This window comes from Abiotrophia sp. HMSC24B09 (assembly GCF_001815865.1).
In the GTDB taxonomy this organism is placed as follows: domain Bacteria; phylum Bacillota; class Bacilli; order Lactobacillales; family Aerococcaceae; genus Abiotrophia.
Genome location: NZ_KV822211.1, coordinates 35,809 through 57,680, shown reverse-complemented (window position 1 = coordinate 57,680; position 21,872 = coordinate 35,809). Strand labels below are relative to the sequence as shown.

23 protein-coding genes, 3 tRNA genes, 1 other RNA gene and 1 other annotated feature are annotated in these 21,872 nt (G+C 46.6%); of the genes, 24 read left to right on the top strand and 3 right to left on the bottom strand.

Annotation, left to right across the window (positions count from 1 at the left end; all coding sequences use genetic code 11):
- Positions 1–36 precede the first annotated feature (36 nt).
- The 15 genes from cysS (at position 37) to HMPREF3093_RS07830 (ending at position 11,542) form a co-directional block, all read left to right on the top strand.
- Complete coding sequence (gene cysS / locus HMPREF3093_RS07900; protein ID WP_070756443.1) at positions 37–1,461, top strand: cysteine--tRNA ligase; 1,425 nt, start codon at positions 37–39, stop codon at positions 1,459–1,461.
- Positions 1,458–1,853 carry a Mini-ribonuclease 3 gene (locus HMPREF3093_RS07895; protein ID WP_070756442.1) on the top strand — a complete coding sequence of 132 codons (396 nt, stop codon included), beginning with the start codon at positions 1,458–1,460 and terminating at the stop codon, positions 1,851–1,853. Before cysS ends, HMPREF3093_RS07895 begins: the two co-directional genes overlap by 4 nt.
- Before the next feature lies 1 nt (position 1,854).
- Positions 1,855–2,700 carry a 23S rRNA (guanosine(2251)-2'-O)-methyltransferase RlmB gene (gene rlmB / locus HMPREF3093_RS07890; RefSeq protein WP_083316325.1) on the top strand — a complete coding sequence of 282 codons (846 nt, stop codon included), beginning with the start codon at positions 1,855–1,857 and terminating at the stop codon, positions 2,698–2,700.
- 12 nt (positions 2,701–2,712) lie between these two features.
- Positions 2,713–3,228: a YacP-like NYN domain-containing protein gene (locus tag HMPREF3093_RS07885; RefSeq protein ID WP_070756441.1), complete on the top strand. Its 516-nt coding sequence runs from the start codon at positions 2,713–2,715 to the stop codon at positions 3,226–3,228.
- A gap of 61 nt (positions 3,229–3,289) precedes the next feature.
- A complete protein-coding gene (locus tag HMPREF3093_RS07880) occupies positions 3,290–3,916 on the top strand; it encodes an RNA polymerase sigma factor (protein WP_070756440.1) in 627 nt (208 codons plus the stop codon).
- A gap of 54 nt (positions 3,917–3,970) precedes the next feature.
- Positions 3,971–4,123: a 50S ribosomal protein L33 gene (gene rpmG, locus HMPREF3093_RS07875; protein ID WP_070756439.1), complete on the top strand. Its 153-nt coding sequence runs from the start codon at positions 3,971–3,973 to the stop codon at positions 4,121–4,123.
- A gap of 14 nt (positions 4,124–4,137) precedes the next feature.
- Complete coding sequence (secE, locus tag HMPREF3093_RS07870; RefSeq protein ID WP_023392543.1) at positions 4,138–4,311, top strand: preprotein translocase subunit SecE; 174 nt, start codon at positions 4,138–4,140, stop codon at positions 4,309–4,311.
- 97 nt (positions 4,312–4,408) lie between these two features.
- Entirely contained in the window at positions 4,409–4,906 is a 498-nt protein-coding gene (locus HMPREF3093_RS07865) for a phosphatidylglycerophosphatase A family protein (protein WP_070756438.1), read from the top strand.
- A 141-nt stretch (positions 4,907–5,047) separates the two neighbouring features.
- On the top strand, positions 5,048–5,587 hold the full coding sequence (gene nusG, locus HMPREF3093_RS07860) for a transcription termination/antitermination protein NusG (protein ID WP_023392541.1): 540 nt from the start codon (positions 5,048–5,050) through the stop codon (positions 5,585–5,587).
- A gap of 248 nt (positions 5,588–5,835) precedes the next feature.
- Positions 5,836–7,158 carry a uracil-xanthine permease family protein gene (locus HMPREF3093_RS07855; protein ID WP_070756437.1) on the top strand — a complete coding sequence of 441 codons (1,323 nt, stop codon included), beginning with the start codon at positions 5,836–5,838 and terminating at the stop codon, positions 7,156–7,158.
- Positions 7,159–7,380: 222 nt separating this feature from the next.
- Entirely contained in the window at positions 7,381–7,806 is a 426-nt protein-coding gene (gene rplK, locus HMPREF3093_RS07850; protein WP_035364969.1) for a 50S ribosomal protein L11, read from the top strand.
- 80 nt (positions 7,807–7,886) lie between these two features.
- Entirely contained in the window at positions 7,887–8,576 is a 690-nt protein-coding gene (gene rplA / locus HMPREF3093_RS07845) for a 50S ribosomal protein L1 (protein WP_070756436.1), read from the top strand.
- Positions 8,577–8,634: 58 nt separating this feature from the next.
- Positions 8,635–8,756, top strand: a sequence feature (ribosomal protein L10 leader region).
- A gap of 36 nt (positions 8,757–8,792) precedes the next feature.
- On the top strand, positions 8,793–9,293 hold the full coding sequence (rplJ, locus tag HMPREF3093_RS07840; protein WP_070756435.1) for a 50S ribosomal protein L10: 501 nt from the start codon (positions 8,793–8,795) through the stop codon (positions 9,291–9,293).
- Positions 9,294–9,328: 35 nt separating this feature from the next.
- Positions 9,329–9,694, top strand: a complete 366-nt coding sequence (rplL, locus tag HMPREF3093_RS07835) for a 50S ribosomal protein L7/L12 (protein WP_023392535.1) — start codon at positions 9,329–9,331, stop codon at positions 9,692–9,694.
- Between the two features lie 267 nt (positions 9,695–9,961).
- Positions 9,962–11,542 (top strand): ATP-binding cassette domain-containing protein, encoded by a 1,581-nt coding sequence (locus HMPREF3093_RS07830; RefSeq protein WP_070756434.1) that lies wholly within the window; start codon positions 9,962–9,964, stop codon positions 11,540–11,542.
- 315 nt (positions 11,543–11,857) lie between these two features.
- Here HMPREF3093_RS07830 and HMPREF3093_RS07825 read toward each other — a convergent pair whose 3' ends face one another.
- Both HMPREF3093_RS07825 and HMPREF3093_RS07820 read right to left on the bottom strand, forming a co-directional pair.
- Entirely contained in the window at positions 11,858–13,255 is a 1,398-nt protein-coding gene (locus tag HMPREF3093_RS07825) for an HD domain-containing protein (protein ID WP_070756433.1), read from the bottom strand.
- A gap of 12 nt (positions 13,256–13,267) precedes the next feature.
- On the bottom strand, positions 13,268–14,131 hold the full coding sequence (locus tag HMPREF3093_RS07820; protein WP_083316323.1) for a lipoate--protein ligase family protein: 864 nt from the start codon (positions 14,129–14,131) through the stop codon (positions 13,268–13,270).
- A gap of 161 nt (positions 14,132–14,292) precedes the next feature.
- Between HMPREF3093_RS07820 and HMPREF3093_RS07815 the strand changes: the two genes are divergently transcribed.
- The 5 genes from HMPREF3093_RS07815 to HMPREF3093_RS07795 all read left to right on the top strand — a co-directional run bounded on the left by HMPREF3093_RS07815 (position 14,293) and on the right by HMPREF3093_RS07795 (position 20,406).
- Entirely contained in the window at positions 14,293–14,727 is a 435-nt protein-coding gene (locus HMPREF3093_RS07815) for a DUF1934 family protein (protein ID WP_070756432.1), read from the top strand.
- Positions 14,728–14,770: 43 nt separating this feature from the next.
- Positions 14,771–15,445, top strand: coding sequence for a DNA-directed RNA polymerase subunit delta (rpoE, locus tag HMPREF3093_RS07810; protein WP_070756431.1), 675 nt, complete (start codon positions 14,771–14,773; stop codon positions 15,443–15,445).
- A gap of 145 nt (positions 15,446–15,590) precedes the next feature.
- Entirely contained in the window at positions 15,591–17,192 is a 1,602-nt protein-coding gene (locus tag HMPREF3093_RS07805; protein ID WP_070756430.1) for a CTP synthase, read from the top strand.
- A 197-nt stretch (positions 17,193–17,389) separates the two neighbouring features.
- On the top strand, positions 17,390–18,247 hold the full coding sequence (gene fba / locus HMPREF3093_RS07800; RefSeq protein WP_070756429.1) for a class II fructose-1,6-bisphosphate aldolase: 858 nt from the start codon (positions 17,390–17,392) through the stop codon (positions 18,245–18,247).
- A 179-nt stretch (positions 18,248–18,426) separates the two neighbouring features.
- Positions 18,427–20,406 (top strand): acyltransferase family protein, encoded by a 1,980-nt coding sequence (locus tag HMPREF3093_RS07795; protein WP_070756428.1) that lies wholly within the window; start codon positions 18,427–18,429, stop codon positions 20,404–20,406.
- Between the two features lie 40 nt (positions 20,407–20,446).
- On the opposite strand, the gene HMPREF3093_RS07790 is transcribed toward HMPREF3093_RS07795, so the two are convergent.
- Complete coding sequence (locus tag HMPREF3093_RS07790; protein ID WP_070756427.1) at positions 20,447–21,163, bottom strand: prepilin peptidase; 717 nt, start codon at positions 21,161–21,163, stop codon at positions 20,447–20,449.
- A gap of 134 nt (positions 21,164–21,297) precedes the next feature.
- Here HMPREF3093_RS07790 and HMPREF3093_RS07785 point away from each other — a divergent pair.
- From HMPREF3093_RS07785 to ffs, 4 genes are all read left to right on the top strand, one after another.
- Positions 21,298–21,370 (top strand) — tRNA-Lys (locus HMPREF3093_RS07785).
- A gap of 22 nt (positions 21,371–21,392) precedes the next feature.
- Positions 21,393–21,465 (top strand) — tRNA-Thr (locus HMPREF3093_RS07780).
- Between the two features lie 10 nt (positions 21,466–21,475).
- Positions 21,476–21,547, top strand: a tRNA-Gly gene (locus tag HMPREF3093_RS07775).
- Between the two features lie 190 nt (positions 21,548–21,737).
- Positions 21,738–21,823: signal recognition particle sRNA small type (ffs, locus tag HMPREF3093_RS07765), an RNA gene on the top strand.
- Positions 21,824–21,872: the final 49 nt, after the last annotated feature.

The following is a 21,872-nucleotide window of genomic DNA, read 5'->3' as shown; positions in this document are numbered from 1 at the left end:
GGCCTTTTTACTATTTTAACGCAAAGGAGCAATACTATGGCAATACAAGTCTATAATACCTTGACACGACAGAAGGAAGTTTTCCGTCCTATTAAAGAGGGGCAAGTAGCTTTCTATGTCTGCGGTCCGACCGTCTATAACTATATCCATATCGGCAACGCCCGTAGCGCGGTAGCCTTTGACACCATCCGCCGTTACTTCCAGTATCGAGGTTATCAAGTCAATTATGTCAGCAACTTTACTGACGTCGATGACAAAATTATCAAGGCAGCGATTGCCGAAGGTTCAACTCCCGAAGCCATTGCTGATAAATATATCGCGGCTTTCAAGGAAGATACCGGGCAACTCAATATTCAACCGGCGACCGTTCATCCACGGGTTATGGAAAATATTGAGGAAATTATTGCCTTCGTCCAGACCTTAATTGAAAAGGGCCATGCCTATGAATCAGAAGGTGATGTTTACTTCAAGACGGAATCCTTCAAGGACTATGGCCATTTATCTGACCAATCGCTAGAGGACCTACTAGTAGGCGCAAGCGAACGTTTGGATCAGGTAGTTGCAGAACGCAAGGCCAATCCTCTGGACTTCGCCCTTTGGAAGACTGCCAAGCCTGGGGAAATCGCCTGGGATTCGCCGTGGGGACCGGGCCGTCCAGGCTGGCATATTGAATGTTCAGTTATGGCGACTAAGTATCTAGGTGATACCATTGATATTCACGGGGGCGGGCAAGACCTCACCTTCCCTCACCATGAGAATGAGATTGCCCAGTCTGAAGCTTGCACCGGCCATACTTTTGCCCATTACTGGCTCCACAATGGTTTTGTGACCATTGGGAAGCAAGATGAGAAAATGAGTAAGTCCTTGGGGAACTTCGTCCTCCTGCGCGACTTGTTAGAAGCCTACAATCCTATGGTCATTCGCTACATGTTGGCGACAACCCACTATCGTCGTCCTTTGCGCTATGATGAGGCTGTGATTACCGAAGCACAAGCTAATGTCAACAAATTACGGGAAGCAATTCGTCGACTTAAGCACCGTCAGGACCAAGCTAGCGCAGACCTTGAAGATCATGAGACTTGGTTAACGGAGATTAATGGCATTCAAGAGCAATTTGTGACCGCTATGGATGATGACTTTAATGCTTCTAATGGGATTACGGCTCTATTTGATTTGGTCAAGTCCCTGAATCGCTACCTGGACCTAGAATTAGTGAGCCAAGCTGTTCTGTCACTTTATGACAAAGTCCTACATGATTTATTAGCAGTATTTGGCTTGGATTTAGAAGATAAAAGCAATAGTATTGATCAGGAAATTGAGGCGCTGATTGAGGAACGCCGTCAAGCCCGGGCCAACAAGGATTTCGCCCGTAGCGATGCGATTCGTGATCAACTCAAGGAGCAAGGCATTCTCTTAGATGATACGCCTCAAGGTACGGTTTGGAAGCGAGTGAATCGATGAATCAAGTAGATCAATTAAATGGTGCTGCCCTGGCCTATATTGGGGATGCCATCTATGAGGTTTATGTCAGACAGCATGTCATCGCCTCTGGCTTGACCCAGCCCAATCGTCTGCATCGGGCAGCGACCCGATATGTAGAGGCCAAGGGCCAGGCTTATGCCATGCAGTGTCTGCGGGACCAAGAGACCTTAAATGAAGAGGAATTAACCATCTATAAGCGGGGGCGCAATCATAAGGCTAATACCAAAGCCAAGAATGCTAGCATTGGCGATTACCGCCAGGCAACAGGCTTTGAAGCCCTACTTGGCTGGCTTCATCTCTCCGGGCAAAGTCAGCGTTTGGAGGAGTTGATTGCCCAGTCTCTAGCCCTGATCGATCAGAGAGGACAATAGAATGAAATATGATACAAGTCGGTCGCGCAAATCAACTAGCAAGCGACAAACGCATAAAAAGAAATATGATGAAACAACAGACAAGAAAATAGAAAATAATCAAGAAGTATCTTCCCAAGAGGAAATTATCTTTGGCAAACACGCGGTAATGGAAACCCTTAAAAAAAATAAGGGGATAAATAAACTTTTTTATCAAAAAGGGCTGGCAGATTCTAAAATAAGTAGTATAATAGAATTAGTAAAAAACCACGGCGGAATTTTTCAAGAAGTTCCGAAAAGTAAACTGGATGAATTGACCCAAGGTGCTAATCACCAAGGGTTGGTTCTCACCGTGCCTCCTTTTGATTATCAGACCATAGAAGACTGCCTTGCCTTGGCCGAAAGCAAGGGCCAGCCTCCTTTCCTACTGATTCTTGATGGGATTGAAGATCCTCATAATTTGGGGTCCATTCTTCGCACGGCGGATGCTTTTGGTGTCCACGGAATCATCATTCCTAAGCGTCGCGCAGTCGGTTTAACAGGCATTGTTGCCAAGACATCCACAGGGGCTATCGAACATGTGCCCGTTGTTCGTGTTGCAAATATCGCTCAGACCATTGAACTGCTACAAAATCAAGGAATCTGGGTCTTCGCCACGGATATGGCGGGAGAAGATGTGCGCCAGTGGAATAGTCAAGGGCCTTTAGCGATTGTCATTGGGAATGAAGGTCAAGGGGTCTCTCCTCTTGTGAAGCAAAAAGCAGATGGCATTGTCACCATCCCAATGGTGGGACATGTCCAAAGTCTTAATGCTAGCGTGGCAGCAGGCGTATTGGTTTATGAAGTTGCCCGGCATCGGATGAATTAGGGGAATCACTAGATGAAAAGACAGGCCTACCTTTTGGTGGATGGCTACAATATGATTGGTGCGTGGCCACACCTGTCGCGTCTTCAAGTGGTTAATATCCAAGAAGCGCGGGATCGACTAATAGCTGAACTGGCCAGTTATGCCAGGGTGAGACAGGTCCAAGTGATTGTGGTCTTTGATGCCCAATTAGTACCTGGACGAGCGACAAGGCTTGAGCAGTCTGGAGTGCAAGTGGTTTTTACCGAGGAGAACGAAACGGCAGACTCGTATATTGAGAGGGGAGTAGGAGCCTATATCCATCCGTTGAACCGCGTAACGGTGGCGACGAGTGATATGGCTGAGCAATGGACTATTTTTCAACAGGGAGCCCTTCGTATGTCGGCTCAAGAATTATGGCTTGATTTGAAGTTAGCCAAGGAAGAAATGACTGCAGATGTCGAACGTTACTATAGTAGACGGCTCCGCCGGCACAGCCCGTGGAGCGCAAAACAATTGGCGAAACTCGATCAATTGCGCAAAACACTTTAAACATATGGGATAAACCTTTTCCTTCTCCCCTATAATAACCTTTATAGAGGAGGAAACACCCATGGATTTTCATCAGTACGAAGACACAGAGTTGCCAGCACTAGATCAAGCAGTTGCAGCACTCAAGGCAGATTTTGATGGCCAACAATTTGAACAATTGTTGCGCCAGTTCAGTCCTTTGATTAGAAGTTGTTATTTGATGAGTAAGTCTGCCTATCTTGATTATGCAGACTTCCAACAAGAAGCTAGAGTTACTTTGTGGAAGGCCATCTTCACTTATAATGGTGGAATTCCCTTCAAGAGTTACTTTAAAATTGTCCTTATCCGACATTTTAGCCATTTATATCGTTATGAATCGGCTCATAAACGTGTTCAAGCATCCGATTGTGTTTCTCTGGATGTGGATGACTATGTGAGAGAACAACTAGAGGCACATTTCGATCCTTTGAGTCCCCTAGCCCAAGGTCATGATGTGGCACCAGAAGATTGGTGTCTGGCACGTGAAGCCTCCGATGGTTATTTTTCAAGTTTGTCTGATTGGGAAAAAGAGGTTCTCTTAGCTTGCCTAGATGGCATGAGTGTCGAGGAGATGTCTCAGGTCAAGGGCAAGTCCCAACGTTCTTGTCAAAGTGCCCTAAGCCGCTGTCGTAAAAAACTAGAAGATTTCTGCAAGAGGCTTGACAAATAGCCGGGAACTGCCTATCATTAAAAGATGATATAGCATCAAAAGGAGGTAGTTGCCTTGGCTCAAAAGAAAGGTGCCTTAGCCTGTAGTGAATGTGGTCAACGTAATTACCACATGACACCCACGCAGATGGGACAGTCGCAACGCTTAGAAATCAAGAAATTCTGCAAGTATTGCAACAAGCATACCTTGCATAAAGAAACTAAATAGAAGGGTATTAGAGCATGGGATACATTAAGAACGTCGGAAAAGAAATGAAACGTGTGACTTGGCCAAGCTTAGGTGAAGTCAACAAATATACATGGACAGTCATCATTATGGTCGTTTTATTAGGCCTCTACTTTGGTGGCATCGACTTTGGCTTGTCCAACTTACTCAATTACTTCTACGCCCTCTAAGCGAGCGAGAGGTAGGCACTTAGATAGAAAAGCTCAATCCGCTTGGAGAATCTCTCTAGGCGGATTGATTTACTTTAGGGAAAAGGACGGTGGTGTCATGACACACGATGAACGCTTAGAACAACATATGTATGCTCTCTTAAGCCAACGAGGCGTGACTATTAAGGATATTGCCCACATTGTCTACGACTTACAAGTAGATTATGTGCCCCATATTACCATTGAGCAATGCCAAGCCCACGTTCAAGAAGTCCTCAAGAAACGCGAGGTTCAGCACGCAGTAGTCACTGGTATTGAGTTAGATATGGCGGTAGAAGCGGGCCACTTCTCGCCTATTTTGCGAGACATTATTGCCCGCGATGCGGGTCTTTATGGCATTGATGAGATTCTGGCCCTGTCCATTGTCAACGTCTACGGGTCGATTGGCCTGACCAACTTTGGCTATGTAGACAAAATGAAGACCGGCATCGTCAAAGAACTAGATTCCAAGACGCCTGGCCGGGTCAACACTTTCATTGATGACTTGGTAGGCGCCATTGCAGCCGCTGCTGCAGCTCGGATTGCTCACGCAGGTTTAGAGAGAAATCAAGACTAGCCACTAGGCCAAATGCCCAGGGAAATTCCTTGGGCCGGGTCTTGTCTCAGTGGCCGCCCTTATGTTATACTAAGGCTAACGATAGCGACCTACCCAATGTAGGTTTTTTATTTTGCCGGTTCAAATAAAAGGAGTAGACAGATGAGTAAAGAATGGTATGTATTACACACGTACTCAGGGTACGAAAACAAGGTCAAAGAAAATATCGAGATGCGGACGGAAAGCATGAACATGCAAGACCACATCTTCCGTATTGCGGTACCTGAAGAAGAAGTGGTTGAGAAGACCGATGGCGTAGAGAAGAAAAAAGTCGAAAAGACCTTCCCTGGCTATGTCCTAGTAGAGATGGAAATGTCTGATGAGGCTTGGTTTATTGTTCGTAATACACCAGGTGTAACTGGTTTTGTTGGTTCTCATGGTGCCGGCTCAAAACCATCCCCGCTCTTGCCAGAAGAAATTGCGGCTATCTTGGGTGATGCGCCAATGCCAAGTCAACGTGTAGAACTCAATGTTGAAGAAGGCGACTATGTGTCCATTATCGATGGGGCTTTCTCTGGCCTATCTGGTCAAATCGAGGAAATCGACCGTGATCATGACAAACTCAAAGTAGTGATTGAAATGTTTGGTCGTGAGACAGTGGCGGAATTAGACTTCGTGCAAGTTAAAAAAGAAGATATTTAATCAAGGTAGAGACTAGGAAATAAGCTTCCTAGTCTATTTTTTTGTGGGGTGAGTGATGAAGTCTTAACAAAATTGGCCAAATGCCCAGCTTAGACTCGTCAAAGAGCCTCACGTGTGCTATACTATCTCCCAATAAGGGCTTTTAATTCCATCCCGTGAGGTGGAGAAGGCTAAATCACTTTACCGAGCCCTTGGAATAAATTCAGAGGGCTCTTTGTCATGTCTTGGAGCCCGGAAAAGAGGTTATGATGGAACTACAAACGTCCAAAGTCCGCATGCTGCTTGATGTCGAGCAGAAGCCGCCTTTCCTACAAGGGCTCTTGTTGAGCGCCCAACACGTCTTTGCTATGTTTGGGGCGACCATTCTGGTGCCCCTGATTCTGGGGATGCCGGTTTCGGTGGCGCTCTTTGCCTCAGGGATTGGGACCCTCATCTACATGGTCTCAACCCAGTTCAAGGTGCCGGTCTACCTAGGGTCGTCCTTCGCCTTTATCCAGGCCATGGCCTTCGCCAATAGTCAGATGAATGGCGATGTCTCCGCTGCCCAAACTGGGGTGGTGCTAGTTGGACTAGTCTATGTTGGAATGGCCCTCTTGATTCGGGCAATTGGAACTACTTGGATTGATCGCTTATTGCCACCTATTGTGATTGGGCCCATGATTATGGTAATCGGTTTGGGCTTAGCCAACTCAGCGGTTAAGAATGCTGGTTTTGTGGAGGGGGGCGACATCAAACATATCCTGGTCGCCCTTGTTACCTTCTTAATCACGGCCTTCATTAATACCAAAGCCAAGGGTTTTCTCAAAATCATTCCTTTCCTCTTTGGGATTATTGGGGGCTACTTGGTGGCCGTTGTCTTTGGTTTGGTAGACTTTAAGCCAGTCCTAGAGGCAGCTTGGTTTGAAGTGCCACATCTCTATTTGCCATTTGAAACTGGGGGCTTCTTCAGTCGCTATCACCTCTACTTTGGGCCAGAGACCTGGGCGATTTTGCCGGTAGCGGTCGTGACCATTGCTGAACATATTGGGGACCATACAGTGTTGGGGCAAATCTGCGGCCGTAAGTTCTTGGAAAAACCAGGCCTCCATCGGACCTTGATTGGGGATGGGGTGGCGACTGCTGTGTCAGCCTTTATCGGTGGCCCGGCCAATACCACTTATGGCGAGAACACTGGGGTGGTAGGGATGACCCGTATCGCTTCCGTCTCTGTCATTCGTAATGCTGCTCTCTTTGCTATCGGGCTTAGCTTTATGGGCAAATTCACGGCCATCATCTCCACCATTCCTAAACCCGTATTAGGTGGTATGGCCATCCTACTCTATGGGGTTATTGCTTCTAACGGTTTGAAAGTGCTGATTGAGAAGCAAGTTGACTTCCACCAAGTCCGCAACTTGATTATCGCCAGTTCCATGTTGGTGCTAGGCTTGGGAGGCGCGGTTCTCAAATTGGGGCCGGTGACCTTATCTGGCACTGCCCTCTGCGCCTTGGCGGGCGTTCTGCTCAACTTAATCTTGCCACACGAAGAAAAATTCCAAGACCAGAAGGTTGAAGAATTACTTGGTGAAGCGTAAATAAGGAGCTCCCTTTCCAGGGGGCTTTTCTTGTGCGGAAAAAGCCAAGTATGAGCAGAATCTTGCAGAGCAAAAAAATCTCTCGAAATCAGGCCTTAAGGCATTGCATATTTGCTGGAGTATGCTATAATAGTACGGTGCGCAAAGTACGCACACTGAGTGGGAGGAGGCTTAGGCTTCCATGAACCACATCACGAACCAAAAATTAAGGAGGAATGTTTCGTGGCTAAAAAAGTCGTAAAACAAGTTAAATTACAAATCCCAGCCGGCAAAGCAAGCCCTGCTCCACCAGTAGGTCCAGCGCTCGGTCAAGCACAAGTAAACATCATGGGGTTCTGTAAAGAGTTCAACGCTCGTACACAAGATCAAGCAGGCTTGATTATTCCTGTTGTTATCTCTGTATACGAAGACCGTTCATTTACTTTCATCACCAAAACTCCACCAGCTCCAGTATTGTTACTGAAAGCTGCTAAAGTTGACAAAGGTTCAGGTGTACCTAACAAAACTAAGGTTGCCACTGTAACCAAAGATCAAGTACGAGAAATCGCAGAAACTAAAATGCCAGACTTAAATGCAGCCAATGTTGAAGCTGCAATGCGCATGGTTGAAGGTACTGCTCGCTCAATGGGGATTACAGTCCAAGACTAAGCACAATGTAGCTTCTCAACCCGAATTCTATCGGGTGTGGGAGGTCAAACCGTTATAACCACAACATAGGAGGAAGAAAAATGGCTAAAAAGAGCAAAAACTTACAAGCGGCTCTTGCAAAAGTAGACCGCAACAAAAAATACGAAGCTAACGAAGCTGTTACCTTAGCAAAAGAAATCGACTTCGCTAAGTTCGACGCTACCGTTGAAGTTTCTTACAACTTAAACATCGACGTTAAGAAAGCTGACCAACAAATCCGTGGCGCAATGGTATTGCCACACGGGACTGGTAAAACCAGCCGTGTAGTTGTAATCGCGCGTGGCGAAAAAGCTAAAGAAGCGGAAGCAGCAGGTGCTGACTTTGTTGGTGAAGCAGACTTAATCCAAAAGATTTCTGACGGTTGGTTAGAATTCGACGTGATGGTCGCTACCCCTGACATGATGGGTCAAGTGGGTCGCCTTGGTCGTGTCTTAGGGCCAAAAGGCTTGATGCCAAACCCTAAAACCGGGACTGTTACCATGGACGTAACCAAAGCCGTAAACGACATCAAAGCTGGTCAAGTAACTTACCGTGCTGACAAAGCTGGTATCGTGAACGTGCCAATCGGTAAAGTATCTTTTGAAGACAACAAATTGGTTGAAAACCTCAAGGCGCTTCACGAGCAAATCTTGCGTGTGAAACCAGCCGCTGCTAAAGGTACTTACATCAACAACTTGACTTTGAGCACTACTTTTGGTCCTGGGATCAAGTTGGATGTTACTTCTCTCTAATTTTTAGCGAGAAATCCGCGAAGAGGCTTGACATGATGGCCCTTCTTCGCTACAATAACATACGTTAATATAACGACCGAAGACAGTAAGTGGCGCAGGCCTTAATTTCTTACCGAGGAAGTTCCACGAATGGAAGCTATCTCTATGTCTAAGGTGACATAGAGATTTTTTATGGCAACATAAGAATCTCTATATCAAACTAGCGGAGGTGAAATTATGACAAAAGCAATTCTCTTGAAAAAGCAAGAAGAAGTTTCAAAAGTTGCTGAAGAACTCAAATCTGCAGCATCTGTAGTCGTTGTTGACTACTTAGGCTTAACCGTTGAACAAGTGACTAACTTACGTAAAGAGTTGCGTGATAACGGCGTGCAAATGAAGGTTGTGAAAAACACCATCTTACGTCGTGCTGCTGCTCAAGCTGAAATCGAAGGCTTGGATGCCCACTTTGTAGGCCCAACTGCTATCGTGTTCAGCGAATCAGAAGTTGTAGCGCCAGCGAAAGTTATCGCAGAATTCGCGAAGAAAGCTGAAAAGCTTGAAATCAAAGGTGGCTTAATCGAAGGGAAAGCAGCTTCAGCAGAAGACGTGAAGGCTCTTGCAGCTCTTCCAGACCGCGACGGCATGCTCTCTATGCTCCTTTCTGTACTGCAAGCCCCAGTACGCAACACTGCATTGGCTATTAAAGCTGTTGCAGAAGCAAAAGAAAGTGCAGCTTAATTACACAATACTAAACTTAATGGAGGAAATTAATCATGGCATTAAACATTGAAAACATTATTGCTGAAATCAAAGAAGCAACAATCATCGAATTAAACGATTTAGTAAAAGCAATCGAAGAAGAATTTGGCGTAACTGCAGCAGCTCCTGTAGCAGTAGCAGCAGGTCCAGCAGCAGCAGCTGAAGAGAAAACTGAATTTGACGTTGAATTAACTAACGCAGGTGCAGGTAAGATCAAAGTTATCAAGGTTGTCCGTGAAGCAACTGGCTTAGGCTTGAAAGAAGCTAAAGAATTAGTTGACGGCGCACCATCTGTAGTCAAGGAAGGCGCTTCTAAAGAAGACGCAGAAGCTTTGAAAGCTGCCTTGGAAGAAGTTGGCGCAACTGTAACCTTGAAGTAATTTTCAAGCTCAGAAATAAAGCTAGAAACTCCGTTTTATCGGAGTCTCTAGCTTTTTTGTTTTGTCCATAAATACGTTAATAAATATATTGCTTCTGGTTACATACGCTTAAGAGAGTTTATGAATTCAAAATGCCACCTTTACTATCCTTTTATGGATATTGACAAACGGGAGTTTTAAGGATAAAATGCAAAACAAGATATCGCACTGAATATATATGGGCCTTATTAGGAAAGGGCGGGGTGACAGATGAGGAAAATAAGTAAATTGTTTGTTGGAAAGTTTAATTTAGTTCTGGCTTGCATCCTATTTTCTATTTTACTTTCCTTCGATGGTATCGGGGGACCATACTTTTTAGGGCGCTTTACCGACTTTCTGACAGTGGGAGATTACGTTTCCGGGACTTGGACAACAGTGCAGTGGCTTGCTTTTCTCATGCTAATTGCCCTTTCGCAGGCCTTGCAGCGTTACTTCCTAGCTAAAATTCGGACCCAAGTTAGGATTGAGTTAAAAGCGCAAGAATTGACTAAGGCCAGTGCTAGACCGCGATTGGGCGCTGCCAGTGCCTATCTGGCTAGTATTACGACCGAGGTGACGCAGATTGATGAGCGGATAGTCGCTAGCCTCTTGACATTTGTCTACTGTCTTTTGCAGACGGCGGTTACTTTTAGCTTCTTAATGATGCTTGATGTACCAGTAGGGCTGATTTTTGTTGGGCTAGGATTTATACCTGTCTTGGTACCGCGCCTCAGCGCCAAGTGGCTCAAAGAGGCCACTGTAAACTGGCAAGGAGAAAACCAGCGTTTCGTCAATCAATTGGATGATTTTCTTAAAGGGCGTAAACTCCTAAGTCGTTTTCAGGCACTACTACCGGGACAAACGCGTGTTATGTCCCAATTGAATCATTCAGAGTCAGCCTATCTCCAAATGGAGCTCAAGCAACAAATAGCCAATACCTTGGTTAGTTTACTCTATGTTGGTGCCCTTTTGGTGGGTTTGCTACTAGGCATTCAATCTGTCATGGCAGGTCGTCTAACGGTGGGGGCGTTGATTACCATTTACATGGCGGCAGATCGGGTGATTTCTCCCCTAATGACCTGTATTCAACTTTATAATAATATGTCCGCAACACAGCCACTCCTAGACAAGATAATGCAACCAGTTCAAGTCGAAAAGTCGCACCTAGAGTTAGTGCGTGGTGAAAAGCAAGCATTGATTCAGGTGCAGGATGGGACAGTTGGTTATCCAAATCGTCCTTTGATTAAAGGCTTGAATCTCCAGTTGAACTTGGGAGAAAAAATCCTCCTGCAGGCTCCATCAGGTTCGGGTAAGTCAACCCTTATCCAGACTCTGATGGGCGAAATCCCACTGCTGGAAGGCAAAGTGAGTCTGAATCGAGATGCATTACCATCGGATGAAGGATCTTGGTTTGGTATGGTGGAACAAGCGCCTTTTGTTTTTAATCTGACTTTAGGAGAAAATTTAAGTTTAGGACTAGATTACAGGTCAGAGGAAATGGAAATGGCCTTACAAGCTGTAGGATTGGCGAAGTTTGCTGATCCAGAATCTTTGGCTAGAGTTTTGGGTGGTGACCAACAAATTTTGTCGGGCGGTGAACTCAAGCGATTAGAGGTTGCACGTGCGCTCCTCTTCAAAAAGCCTATTTTGCTAGTGGATGAGGCTCTTTCAGGACTTGATGCTCAAGCTGCAGAAGCCTTAAACCAAGTTTTACGTCAATATCCCGGCTTGGTTATTGACATTGAGCACCATATTACGCCAGACCTCATTTCCCAATACGACCGCGTCCTTACCATACGCGATGGCTACTTAGAGGAAATTAGGGCATAGCAAAAAACCATTATATCATATATGATATAATGGTTTTTTGTGTGTGGATCGCTATTTATATCATCATAGGACAGCTTTTAGCCTTGAAGCTAGGTGAATAACTGTAGTCGCGTCAAACATCATGCCATTGGAAGGTTGAGGATGGCAGGCGTATGAGAAGCGCTTGGAGCGTCGCGACTTAGCGATTCCATAGCCTGACAAGGAGGAAGACTGGCGGATAGCCAGGCTAAAGCCGGTCCCCTTCCAAGGGCATGACGTTTGCTTGAGCGACTACTGTTATTCACCGTTTGAAAAGCTAGTATCTATTTCTAATCCTTAGAACAGTCTTTGTTGAATATTCTGGGTAACGTCGTTGCGCTCATTGTAATAAGCCGCCAGCAAGGTGGTCTGGTTCTCATTGACCTGGTCGGCCGCCGTATCCTCGGCTGTGGTCAAAATTTCTTTAGGGAAGTAGAGACGCAAATCGCCGCGCTGCTTGCCGGCTAGGGAATTGACTAGGGGACTAACTTGAGATAGCTCAACAATCTGCCCCATCTTGGTAATGAGCTCAATCTGGGTGCGTTTGCTAATCTGACCTACACGATAATAGTCATAAGGCAGGTCAAAACTAGAATTCTCCGCGAAATAATAGTAAGGGTCATAGCCCAGACGGACTAGTTCTTGGTCGATGGCAATAGTCAGTTCGGTCTTCTCTTCGGGACTGGTCAGAACTGATTTGAAAGGTTTGCGGGTCAGGAAGCGATTAGCCAAATCTGCCAGCAAGATATCCTCTTCGTCTAGCCAGTGGTTGAAGTAGCTGCTGAGGATGTGGTCGTCCAGTCGCAAGTAATCAGATAGGAGCCAGTCCCCTCGCAGGAAGGGCTCTAGGAAGCTAATTTGGGTCTTCATCTGGTCCGCTTTTTCCAGATAACAGGTCTTAGCGCGGGTCAGTAGGCTGTGGAGGACCATTTCCATGCCGCGGGAGACGGAGTGGAAGTAGACCTGCATATACATTTGATAGCGACTGACGATATAGTCTTCAATGGCGTGCATGCCCGAGAAGTCGAAGACAATGCCGTTTTTGAAGGGACGAATCACCCGCAAAATCCGCGTCAAATCGAAAGTGCCGTAGGAGACGCCAGCATAGTAGGCATCGCGAAGCAGATAGTCCATGCGGTCGGCATCAATCTGACTACTAATCAGTTGGACCACCTGTTGGTTAGGGTAGGTCTTATTAATGACACTGGCGACCTTAGCCGGGAATTCTGGGCCAAGTTGTAACAGTACCTGATGAATTTCAGTTTCAGGCGAGGTGATAATACGTTGAGTAATCTCCTCATGGTTGGTATGGAAGATCCCTTCGAATGCATGGGAGAAGGGACCGTGGCCAATATCATGGAGTAAGGCAGCGCAGAGGGCGACCAAGCGCTCAGAGGCCTGCCATAGGCCGTCACCCGGCGTTTGGGACAGGTATTGGCGTTCGAATTTGTCGACTATGAGACGTGTGATTTCATAGACGCCTAGAGAATGACCGAAGCGCGAATGTTCTGCCCCGTGGAAGGTGTAGACAGAACCGCCCAATTGCTTAATGCGGCGCAGGCGTTGGAATTCTCGCGTATTAATCAGATCTAAGATAATCTGGTCTTGGATATGGATATAGCCATGTACCGGGTCGCGGAAGACCTTCTCACGGCTGAGTTTTTGGGCCTCAACGGTCCCATCAAAGTTAAACATGGCATAACCTCCTTAGCTATCTTGCGTGCTATTGACTTCTGATTTAAGTGATTGGGTACGGGCCAAGGAAACTTGGCGCATTTTGTTAAAGATAGGCACTAGGTCAGGATCTTGATAGTCGCCTGGGACTAGTTTTTGATAGTGGCTAATCAGCTGGATCAACTCTTCTTGGTAGGACTGGCGGTCAAGTGGTTGACCACAAGCATGAGCCAGTGTCGTCATGACCGCTGGGTCTACTTGGGGATAGCTGTCGTCCGCTCCAGCTGCCTGGTAAAAGCCCGCCATGAGTTGGGCGCGAGCAGCTTGGTCACCCGCTACACTGATATAAGCCGCAGTCGTCAGACCGGTCTTAAAGCGACGTTGGGCAATGCCCCCGATTTTCTGGCCCCCCACGACCAAGTCATAGGTACCAGGGCAGTAGGATTGGGCGATTTCATAGGCTTCAAGCTCAAGGCCATAAGGTATCAGGGACAGTCCAATCAGGGCCACCATCTGTTCATAGGCGGCATCAATGGATAGGGGGAAGTGGGTCAGGTCGCTTGCCAAGCCAATATTCAGGATGCCTGGATCACAGACCACACCCAAACCACCATGGGGCCGGAGGGCGTAGTCGAAGCCTTGCTCTTCTAGGTAGGCCAAACCAGCCGCTAAGTTAGGCAGGCGGCTATCTTTGGCGCCCAAGAGGACAGTGGGACGATCAATGGAATAAAAGTGAACGAGGCCCTGAGGCTGGTCCCCTTGTAAATGAGGGAGCCAACGAATGAAGCTGTCCTGATAGGCCAAACTATCGCTTGCCGGTAGCGCCGGATCATGGCTAGCATCGTCGAAGTAACGCCATTCATGCTGTGATAAATACGGAAATTGTGGCAATGCCATTCTGCCCTCCCCCTTTCTTGTCAAAGTTGCCCTCCTAAATGCCGATGAGAGCGATTGCTATGGTGTTATTATAGCACGATTTGCGGTATAATGACTATATAGAACCATTCGAGAGGCCCATCTTGTGACAGAAAGTGAACAAGTGGCCAGAAAGGACCTTCATGAGACGTGTAAGCATTGACCTTCAGGTCGAACAACAAATTATTTATCCAGATAGTCAGCAGGTAGAACGTTATGACCACAAGACCCAGGCGGTCCTCTTAGAGCTAGAATCTTTTACCAAGCTGACCTATCAAAATCTCAATCAAGAACCTGTTGAAGTCAAATGGCTACCCCAAGCTGATGGGAGCACCCAGATTCAAGTCAGTCAGGCCCAGGGGGTGTTGCTCTTCGCGCCAGAACAAGAAACCATGACCAACTACCAGACTCCTCAGGGCAGCTGGCCTTTGAGTGTCCATACCCAGCACTTGCACTGGCATTTTGAGCCGGCGGATCAAGCAGGAAAAATCCGCTATGCCTTGACCGTCGACTATCAATTAAAAAATGATCAAGAATTGCTAGGAAACTATCGTTTTCGATTGATTTATGTCGCTTAAATAGGTAATATATAAGAGTATACTAGGGAGGGTGTGTCAAACCATGATTTTGAAACAATTTGAAGGACAAGACCGCAAAGATTTATCCATGATTGAAGTTGCTCACGCAATTTTAGAACAAAAAGGTGATGTGGTAGACTTTACGGAATTACTGATTGAAATCCAAAACTACTTGGAATTATCAGAGTTAGAGCTAGAAAGCCGTATGGTCCGCTTCTATACCGACTTGAATATCGACGGTCGTTTTATCTCCTTAGGGGAGAATCGTTGGGGCTTGCGTGGCTGGTACCCAATCGATGCAATCGATGAAGAAATTATCTCTAGCGCTGAAGCTGAAGATGATCGTCCAGTTAGCCGTCGTAAGAAACGTAAATACAATGCCTTCTCTGAAGGAGACGACATGATCGACTACAACGATGATGATCCAGAAGATGCAGATGATATCTACGATACTGATTTAGACGATTACGGTGATGTGGATGAGGAAGATGAGGATGACGACGATACTCGTGGTCTAACCCTCATTGAAGACGATGCCGTTGACTTAGACGACGAAAGTCAAGAGTTGGGCGAATACGCTTCTGACCTCTCTGATTTCGGCGACGATGACCTAGATTTAGACGGTGATGCTTCCTTCGAGGCTGAAGATGATGAAGCCGATGACTTCGAATCAGAAGACGAAGAATACGAAGAAGAGTTACAAGACGAAGAAGAATAAACTTGACGCGGTCAGAGCTTTAGCGTAATATTTTATGTGGGCCCCCTAAAGCTTTTTAGGGGCAACTGACCGAGTGAGCGCTCCCTGTTCCTAGAACGGGGAGCGATTTTCATTTAGTAAATAGACAAGGAAAAGGAGTAGTGACATGACAAAGTATATTTTTGTAACAGGCGGGGTAGTTTCCTCTATTGGTAAAGGGATTGTAGCAGCTTCCTTAGGGCGTCTGCTCAAGAATCGTGGCCTCAAAGTAGCCATCCAAAAATTCGATCCTTATATCAATGTGGACCCCGGCACCATGAGTCCTTACCAACACGGGGAAGTCTTTGTCACCGATGACGGGACCGAGACAGACTTGGACTTAGGTCACTATGAGCGTTTCATCGACATTAACTTGAACCAATATTCCAATGTCACTACCGGTAAGGTCTATTCCGAAGTGCTCAAGAAAGAACGTCGGGGTGACTATCTCGGGGCAACGGTTCAGGTGATTCCGCACATCACTAACGAAATCAAAGATAAAATCCGTCGTGCAGGTGAATTAACCGATGCCGATATTGTCATCACTGAAGTAGGGGGGACAGTAGGGGATATTGAGTCCCTACCATTCCTTGAAGCCTTACGTCAAATGAAGGCCGACATGGGTACCAACAATGTGCTCTATATTCACACCACCCTCATTCCTTACCTCAAGGCAGCGGGCGAGCTCAAGACCAAGCCAACTCAACACAGCGTCAAGGAACTGCGGAGCTTGGGGATTCAGCCTAATATCTTGGTAGTCCGTACCGAAGAAGAGTTGCCAAGTGGTATTAAGGACAAGCTAGCCCTCTTCTGTGACGTTAAACCTAATGCTGTGATTGAGTCTCGCGACGTCGAGACCCTCTATACGATTCCGCTTAATCTTCAAGCGCAAGGCATGGATGATTTGGTACTGGACCACTTTGGTATCCAATGTCCAGAAGCAGATATGACCGATTGGCGTGCGCTAGAAAATAAGGTGCTCAATCTTAAGGGTAAGGTCACGGTCGGTCTAGTCGGTAAATACGTGTCCTTGCCAGATGCTTACCTATCCATTGTGGAAGCACTCAAGCATGCAGGTTATGCACACGATACTGAGATTGACATTCGTTGGATTGATGCCGAAGAAGTGGATGATCAGAATGTCGCGGACTACTTGGCTGATGTCGATGGCGTCTTAGTACCAGGTGGCTTCGGTAGCCGAGGCCTAATCGGAAAAATCGCAGCCATTCGCTATGCTCGCGAACACAAATTACCATTCTTCGGGATTTGCTTGGGTATGCAATTGGCCTGCATCGAGTTTGCCCGTAATGTGGTAGGCATCCATGATGCGGATACAGGTGAAGAAAATCCAGCTTGCCCACACAAAATTATCGATCTCCTGCCTGACCAAGAGGCAGAAGGCGACTTGGGCGGCACGCTGCGTTTGGGTCTCTACCCTTGCCGCTTAGTAGAAGGGACCTTGGCTCATCAACTTTATGGCCAAGAGGTGGTTCAAGAACGCCACCGTCACCGTTATGAGTTTAATAATGCCTACCGTGAGCGTTTAGCAGCAGCAGGCTTGACTTTCTCAGGCCTGAGCCCAGATGGTCGCTTGGTGGAAATTGTCGAAATTAAAGACCACCCATTCTTTATTGCGGCGCAATTCCATCCGGAATTTATTTCTCGTCCTAACCGACCACAAGCTATTTTTGATGGTTTCGTGGCAGCCTGCCAAGCGCAACAAGCATAGTCAAGGACCGCACAAGTTTTCAGAGCTTGTGCGGTTTTTGTCTGAAGATGCGCGGTGCCTGACTAGACAAGAGGCGAACTTGTGAATAAAACGCTATGGCGCAGTTTCTGGCCTTGGCTAGGGGGAAAGACTAGCCAAGGCAGTGAAAATGGAGTATAATAAAAACATAAAATAATCCAATTCAAGGAGGCATAAACATGAGTCGTTTAGTAAGTATGACGGAAATGTTGAAGAAAGCAAAAGAAGGTCATTACGCTGTTGGTCAATTCAACATCAACAACTTAGAATGGACCCAAGCGGTATTACAAGCTGCTGTAGAAAACAATTCACCAATTATCTTAGGGGTTTCTGAAGGTGCTGGTAAGTACATGGGTGGCCCTGTTGCTGTTGTCGGCATGGTAAATGGTTTGTTGGAAGCAATGGATGTAAAAGTACCAGTTGCTTTGCACTTAGACCACGGTTCATCTGTTGATGTATGTAAACAATACATCGATGCAGGTTTCTCTTCCGTAATGTTCGACCACTCTCACTACCCAATCGATGAAAACATCGCTTTAACCAAAGAAGTAGTGGCTTATGCTCATCCTAAGAACGTTTCTGTAGAAGCAGAAGTTGGTACAGTTGGTGGTACTGAAGATGGCGTAACCGGCGGGATCAAATACGCTGATTTAGAAGAATGCAAACGCATGGTTTCTGAAGGTCAAATCGACGCTTTAGCTGCTGCTTTAGGTTCAGTTCACGGGACTTACGCTGGCGAACCTGTATTAGGTTTTGATGAAATGCTTGCTATCTCTGAAGCAACTGGTGCTCCACTTGTACTCCACGGTGGTTCAGGGATTCCAGAATTCCAAATCAAGAAAGCAATCGAACGTGGTCACGCTAAAATCAACGTGAACACTGAATTGCAACAACAATGGACAGCAGCTGTTCGTGCTAAATTAGCAGCTGACTCAGAAGTCTATGATCCACGTAAAGTCATCGCACCTGGTAAAGAAGCCATTGTGAAGACAACTAAAGAAATCATGGACATGTTTGGTTCAACAGGCAAAGCCTAAGACCAGTAAGTATCATGTAGGGACTGGGATTTCGATTCCAGTCTCTTTTTTGCTGATAGGGCAAGGAGACACGAGTTCATTTGTTGCCGGAAAGCCCTGAGAACGTAATCTGATTGTTACGGTATAGGGCTAAGATTTCCCTTATAATAATAAAATAACAAGTACAAGTAGGTGGCAAGATGAAAGGACAACATATACGAGGCCTGAATGGCATAAAGGGTTTGGCTATTCTGATGGTCATTAGCTATCACCTCTTTCCGAGCGTGACCAGCGGTGGCTTTCTCTGGGTCAATAGTTTCTTTGTCCTAGGGGGCTTCTTCCTTGCGCGAAGCATGGAGAAAATCCAAGAAGGTAATCGGCCACATGCCCTGAGAAACTATGTCTTAAAAACAGTCCAACGGCTTTGGTGGCCACTCTTGGTCTTTATTTTAATCCTATTGGCCTATCTGCTAGCCTTTGATCGACGAGAGCTGACTTATGACCGAAGCGACATTCTATCTAGTCTCTTCTTCTTCAATAATTACTTCCAGATTAGCGCCGGCCGGTCCTACTTTACTCAGATGGCTGGGACCTCGCCATTTACCCACCTCTGGTATAATTCGCTTTATGTCCAGTCTTTCCTAGTCGGAGTGGCTGGTATCTGGGTGACCCAGAAAGCCTACTTTTCGGCCTACTATAAGGCAGCCTTTTGGCTGGCTCTGATGAGTCTCAGTCACACATTGACCTTCTACCTCTACCAACCATCAGGGGATCCCTCTCTGGTTTATTATGGTTTGGTGACCCGCTTTGCTAGTGTAGCGGGTGGGATTGCCCTGGCTTACTTATTGCCAATTTTCCTTAACGCTTGCTATCGCTATCAGCACAAGCAAGCCATGCTTAACATTCTGGCCCTGGTGTCAGTCGCGCTCATGCTAGTGCTTAGCTTTACTGCATCAGACCAGGCAGGTATTACCTACTATCTCTGGTTACCAGCCTTCAACATCCTGACCATGTTACTAGTGCTGGCCTTAGTAGGAGGGGCAACCCTAGGGCGTTTGGTCTTTGATTGGGGCTTTTTGACCCATTTTGGTCGTCGCTCCTATTCCTTCTACCTCTGGTACTATCCGCTCTTGACCGGCCTGCTCAAGGCGCTACCTCATACCGCCTGGACAGCTATCCTGGTCTTATTGGTCATCCTACTGGCTAGCGAAATCTTCTACTGGCTAGTTGAAGGTCGCGCGCCTCAGCCTGTCTGGACTTGGGGCAGTCGCTTCAAGAACGCCTGGACGCGCTTAAGACAAGGGGCGTGGCGTTGGCCAGACTGGCGTAAGGCTAGCCTAGGGCTAGTGGGTGCCCTTATCTTAGTCGTCGGCCTCTTGCTAGCGGCTGACTATCAACGCTTTGCCTTGTTTGAATTGGAGTACTTGGCCTTTACTAACAAGACCCATGTTCAAAAAGCCATTTATCCTGGGACTGAAGCTATGGATGCCCTACAGACCGATCTCAAGTCAGTGGACACGACCTTTAAGACCGACTATGTGACGCCACAGTCTCACCAAACCATCCTTGATAAGGCCATTAAAGCTAGTCAGGTTAATGCCGAAATGCAAGCCTTTTTTGAGGAGAACAAGGAAGTTTTAGAGCAAGCCGCTGCCCTTAATCCAGAGCTTGTGGCTATGCTGTCACCAGTTGAAATCATCTATGCGACTACTCAAGAAGTATCGCTCTTTGGTGACTCGGTGGCCTTGCTTAACTCATCGACCTTCTCTGATATCTTCTGGCAAGGCAATACCTACGGTAAGGTCAGCCTGTCCGTCTATAACGGAGCGCAAGAAATTCTACAGGACCGTGTTTGGTCGGGTCTAGTTAAACCTAAAGTGGTTATCCAACTTGGGGTTAACGGGGGCTTAGATACTGATTCAATGGATCAGCTCATGGCGATTTTACAGGGTAGAGAAGTCTATTTTGTAACCGTCCATAACGCGGATGGTGAAGACACGGAAGTGAATAGCTATATTAAAGACACTGCCCGTCGCTACCCAAATGCCCATGTAATTGATTGGCAAGCCTATCAAGTGGGACATCCGGAATGGTATGTGTCAGATGGCGTCCACCACAATGAAGTCGGCACCCTGCACTATGTGGCCTTTATCGCTCGTAGTCTCTATCAACAACGTTAAGACTCATCTAACCAAGCTGTCTTCTGTACAGCTTGGTTTTTTATGTGAGCCATGGCAAGAGGGCTAAGACTAGATAGTAGGCGAGGGCAATGGCTGGGACAAAGGGAATAGGTTGGTGCCAGCGCCTAGGCCGACTGCCAACCATCAAAAGACCAAGCCCGGCTGCCAGTCCCAAGAGCCAAGCTAGCGCCCTGAGTGGAAGAGACAGCCAGAGCAGGCCCAGTAATTTGATATCAGCTCCGCCAAGCCAATGGGGATGCAAAATTTGGAGTAAGATGAGAAAGCCCAAGGCAAGGACAATCACCAGCATCTTCCAGCCATCCCAAGTTTGATAAAAGGCAAGGAAGAAACTAAAAGGTAGGCAAGCAAGCTGTAAGATATCCGGCACCCAGTAAGCCCAGAGGTCGCAAGCAGCCATCACAGCAAGCAAGACGAGTAAGATACTATATAAGCAGATTCGAGTAGGAGACCAGGCCTGATAAGCAGCCATCAAGACCACGCCGATAGCTAAGCTGCCTCCCACCAACTCGCTTTGCCAGTAAATCGATGAGATTACTTGGTGACAGTAAGGGCAACGGGAATGGAGGCGGGCTTGGGAAATCAGGGGGATGAGCTCTTTCCAGGAGAGAGGATGATGGCAATAATCGCAAGAGGAACGAGCCCGCCAATTAAAATGGTCAAAAACCAGTTGGTGGGCCAAACAAGGCACAAAAGAACCTAGGCAAGCCCCCAAACAAAAGGCTAAGATAAATCGCATATAGAGCACCTCCTTATATACTATATAGACTGAAAATGGAATGAAACACTAAAACTCAGCAAAAATTCTGAAAAAATTTAGGCTATGACTTGACTAAAATGTAAATCTAAGCTATGATATATGAGTCGTTACAAGAGTCATTAGCTCAGTTGGTAGAGCATCTGACTTTTAATCAGAGGGTCACAGGTTCGAGCCCTGTATGACTCATTCTTGCTTTTAGCAAGCTGTAGCCGGCTTAGCTCAGTTGGTAGAGCATCTGAATCGTAATCAGAGGGTCGAGGGTTCAAATCCTTTAGCCGGCATCGCCAACTTGCGGAAATAGTTCAGAGGTAGAACATCACCTTGCCAAGGTGGGGGTCGCGGGTTCGAATCCCGTTTTCCGCTTATGATAAGGCTAGAATCTTCTAGCAAAGCCCAGAGTACCGTCTTGTATGGTGCTCTGTTTTTTGTTTGCTGGATTAGGGTATAAGGAAAGGAGCCAAGGGACTGCCAGGCCAACGCTCGTGCCAGCCAAGAAGTCGCGATTGAGCTTTGGTTCGTCCATCTTGCTTTTTGAGTCAGCTTTTGCTAGAATAAGAGTAGGCAATGGCGGCGTCATGAATCGAGTCAGGACCGGAAGGTAGCAGCTATAAGTGACAAAGCCATGTGCTTATTTTTTTACCCATCAAATACTATCAAAATCGCCCATTATATCATATATGATATAATG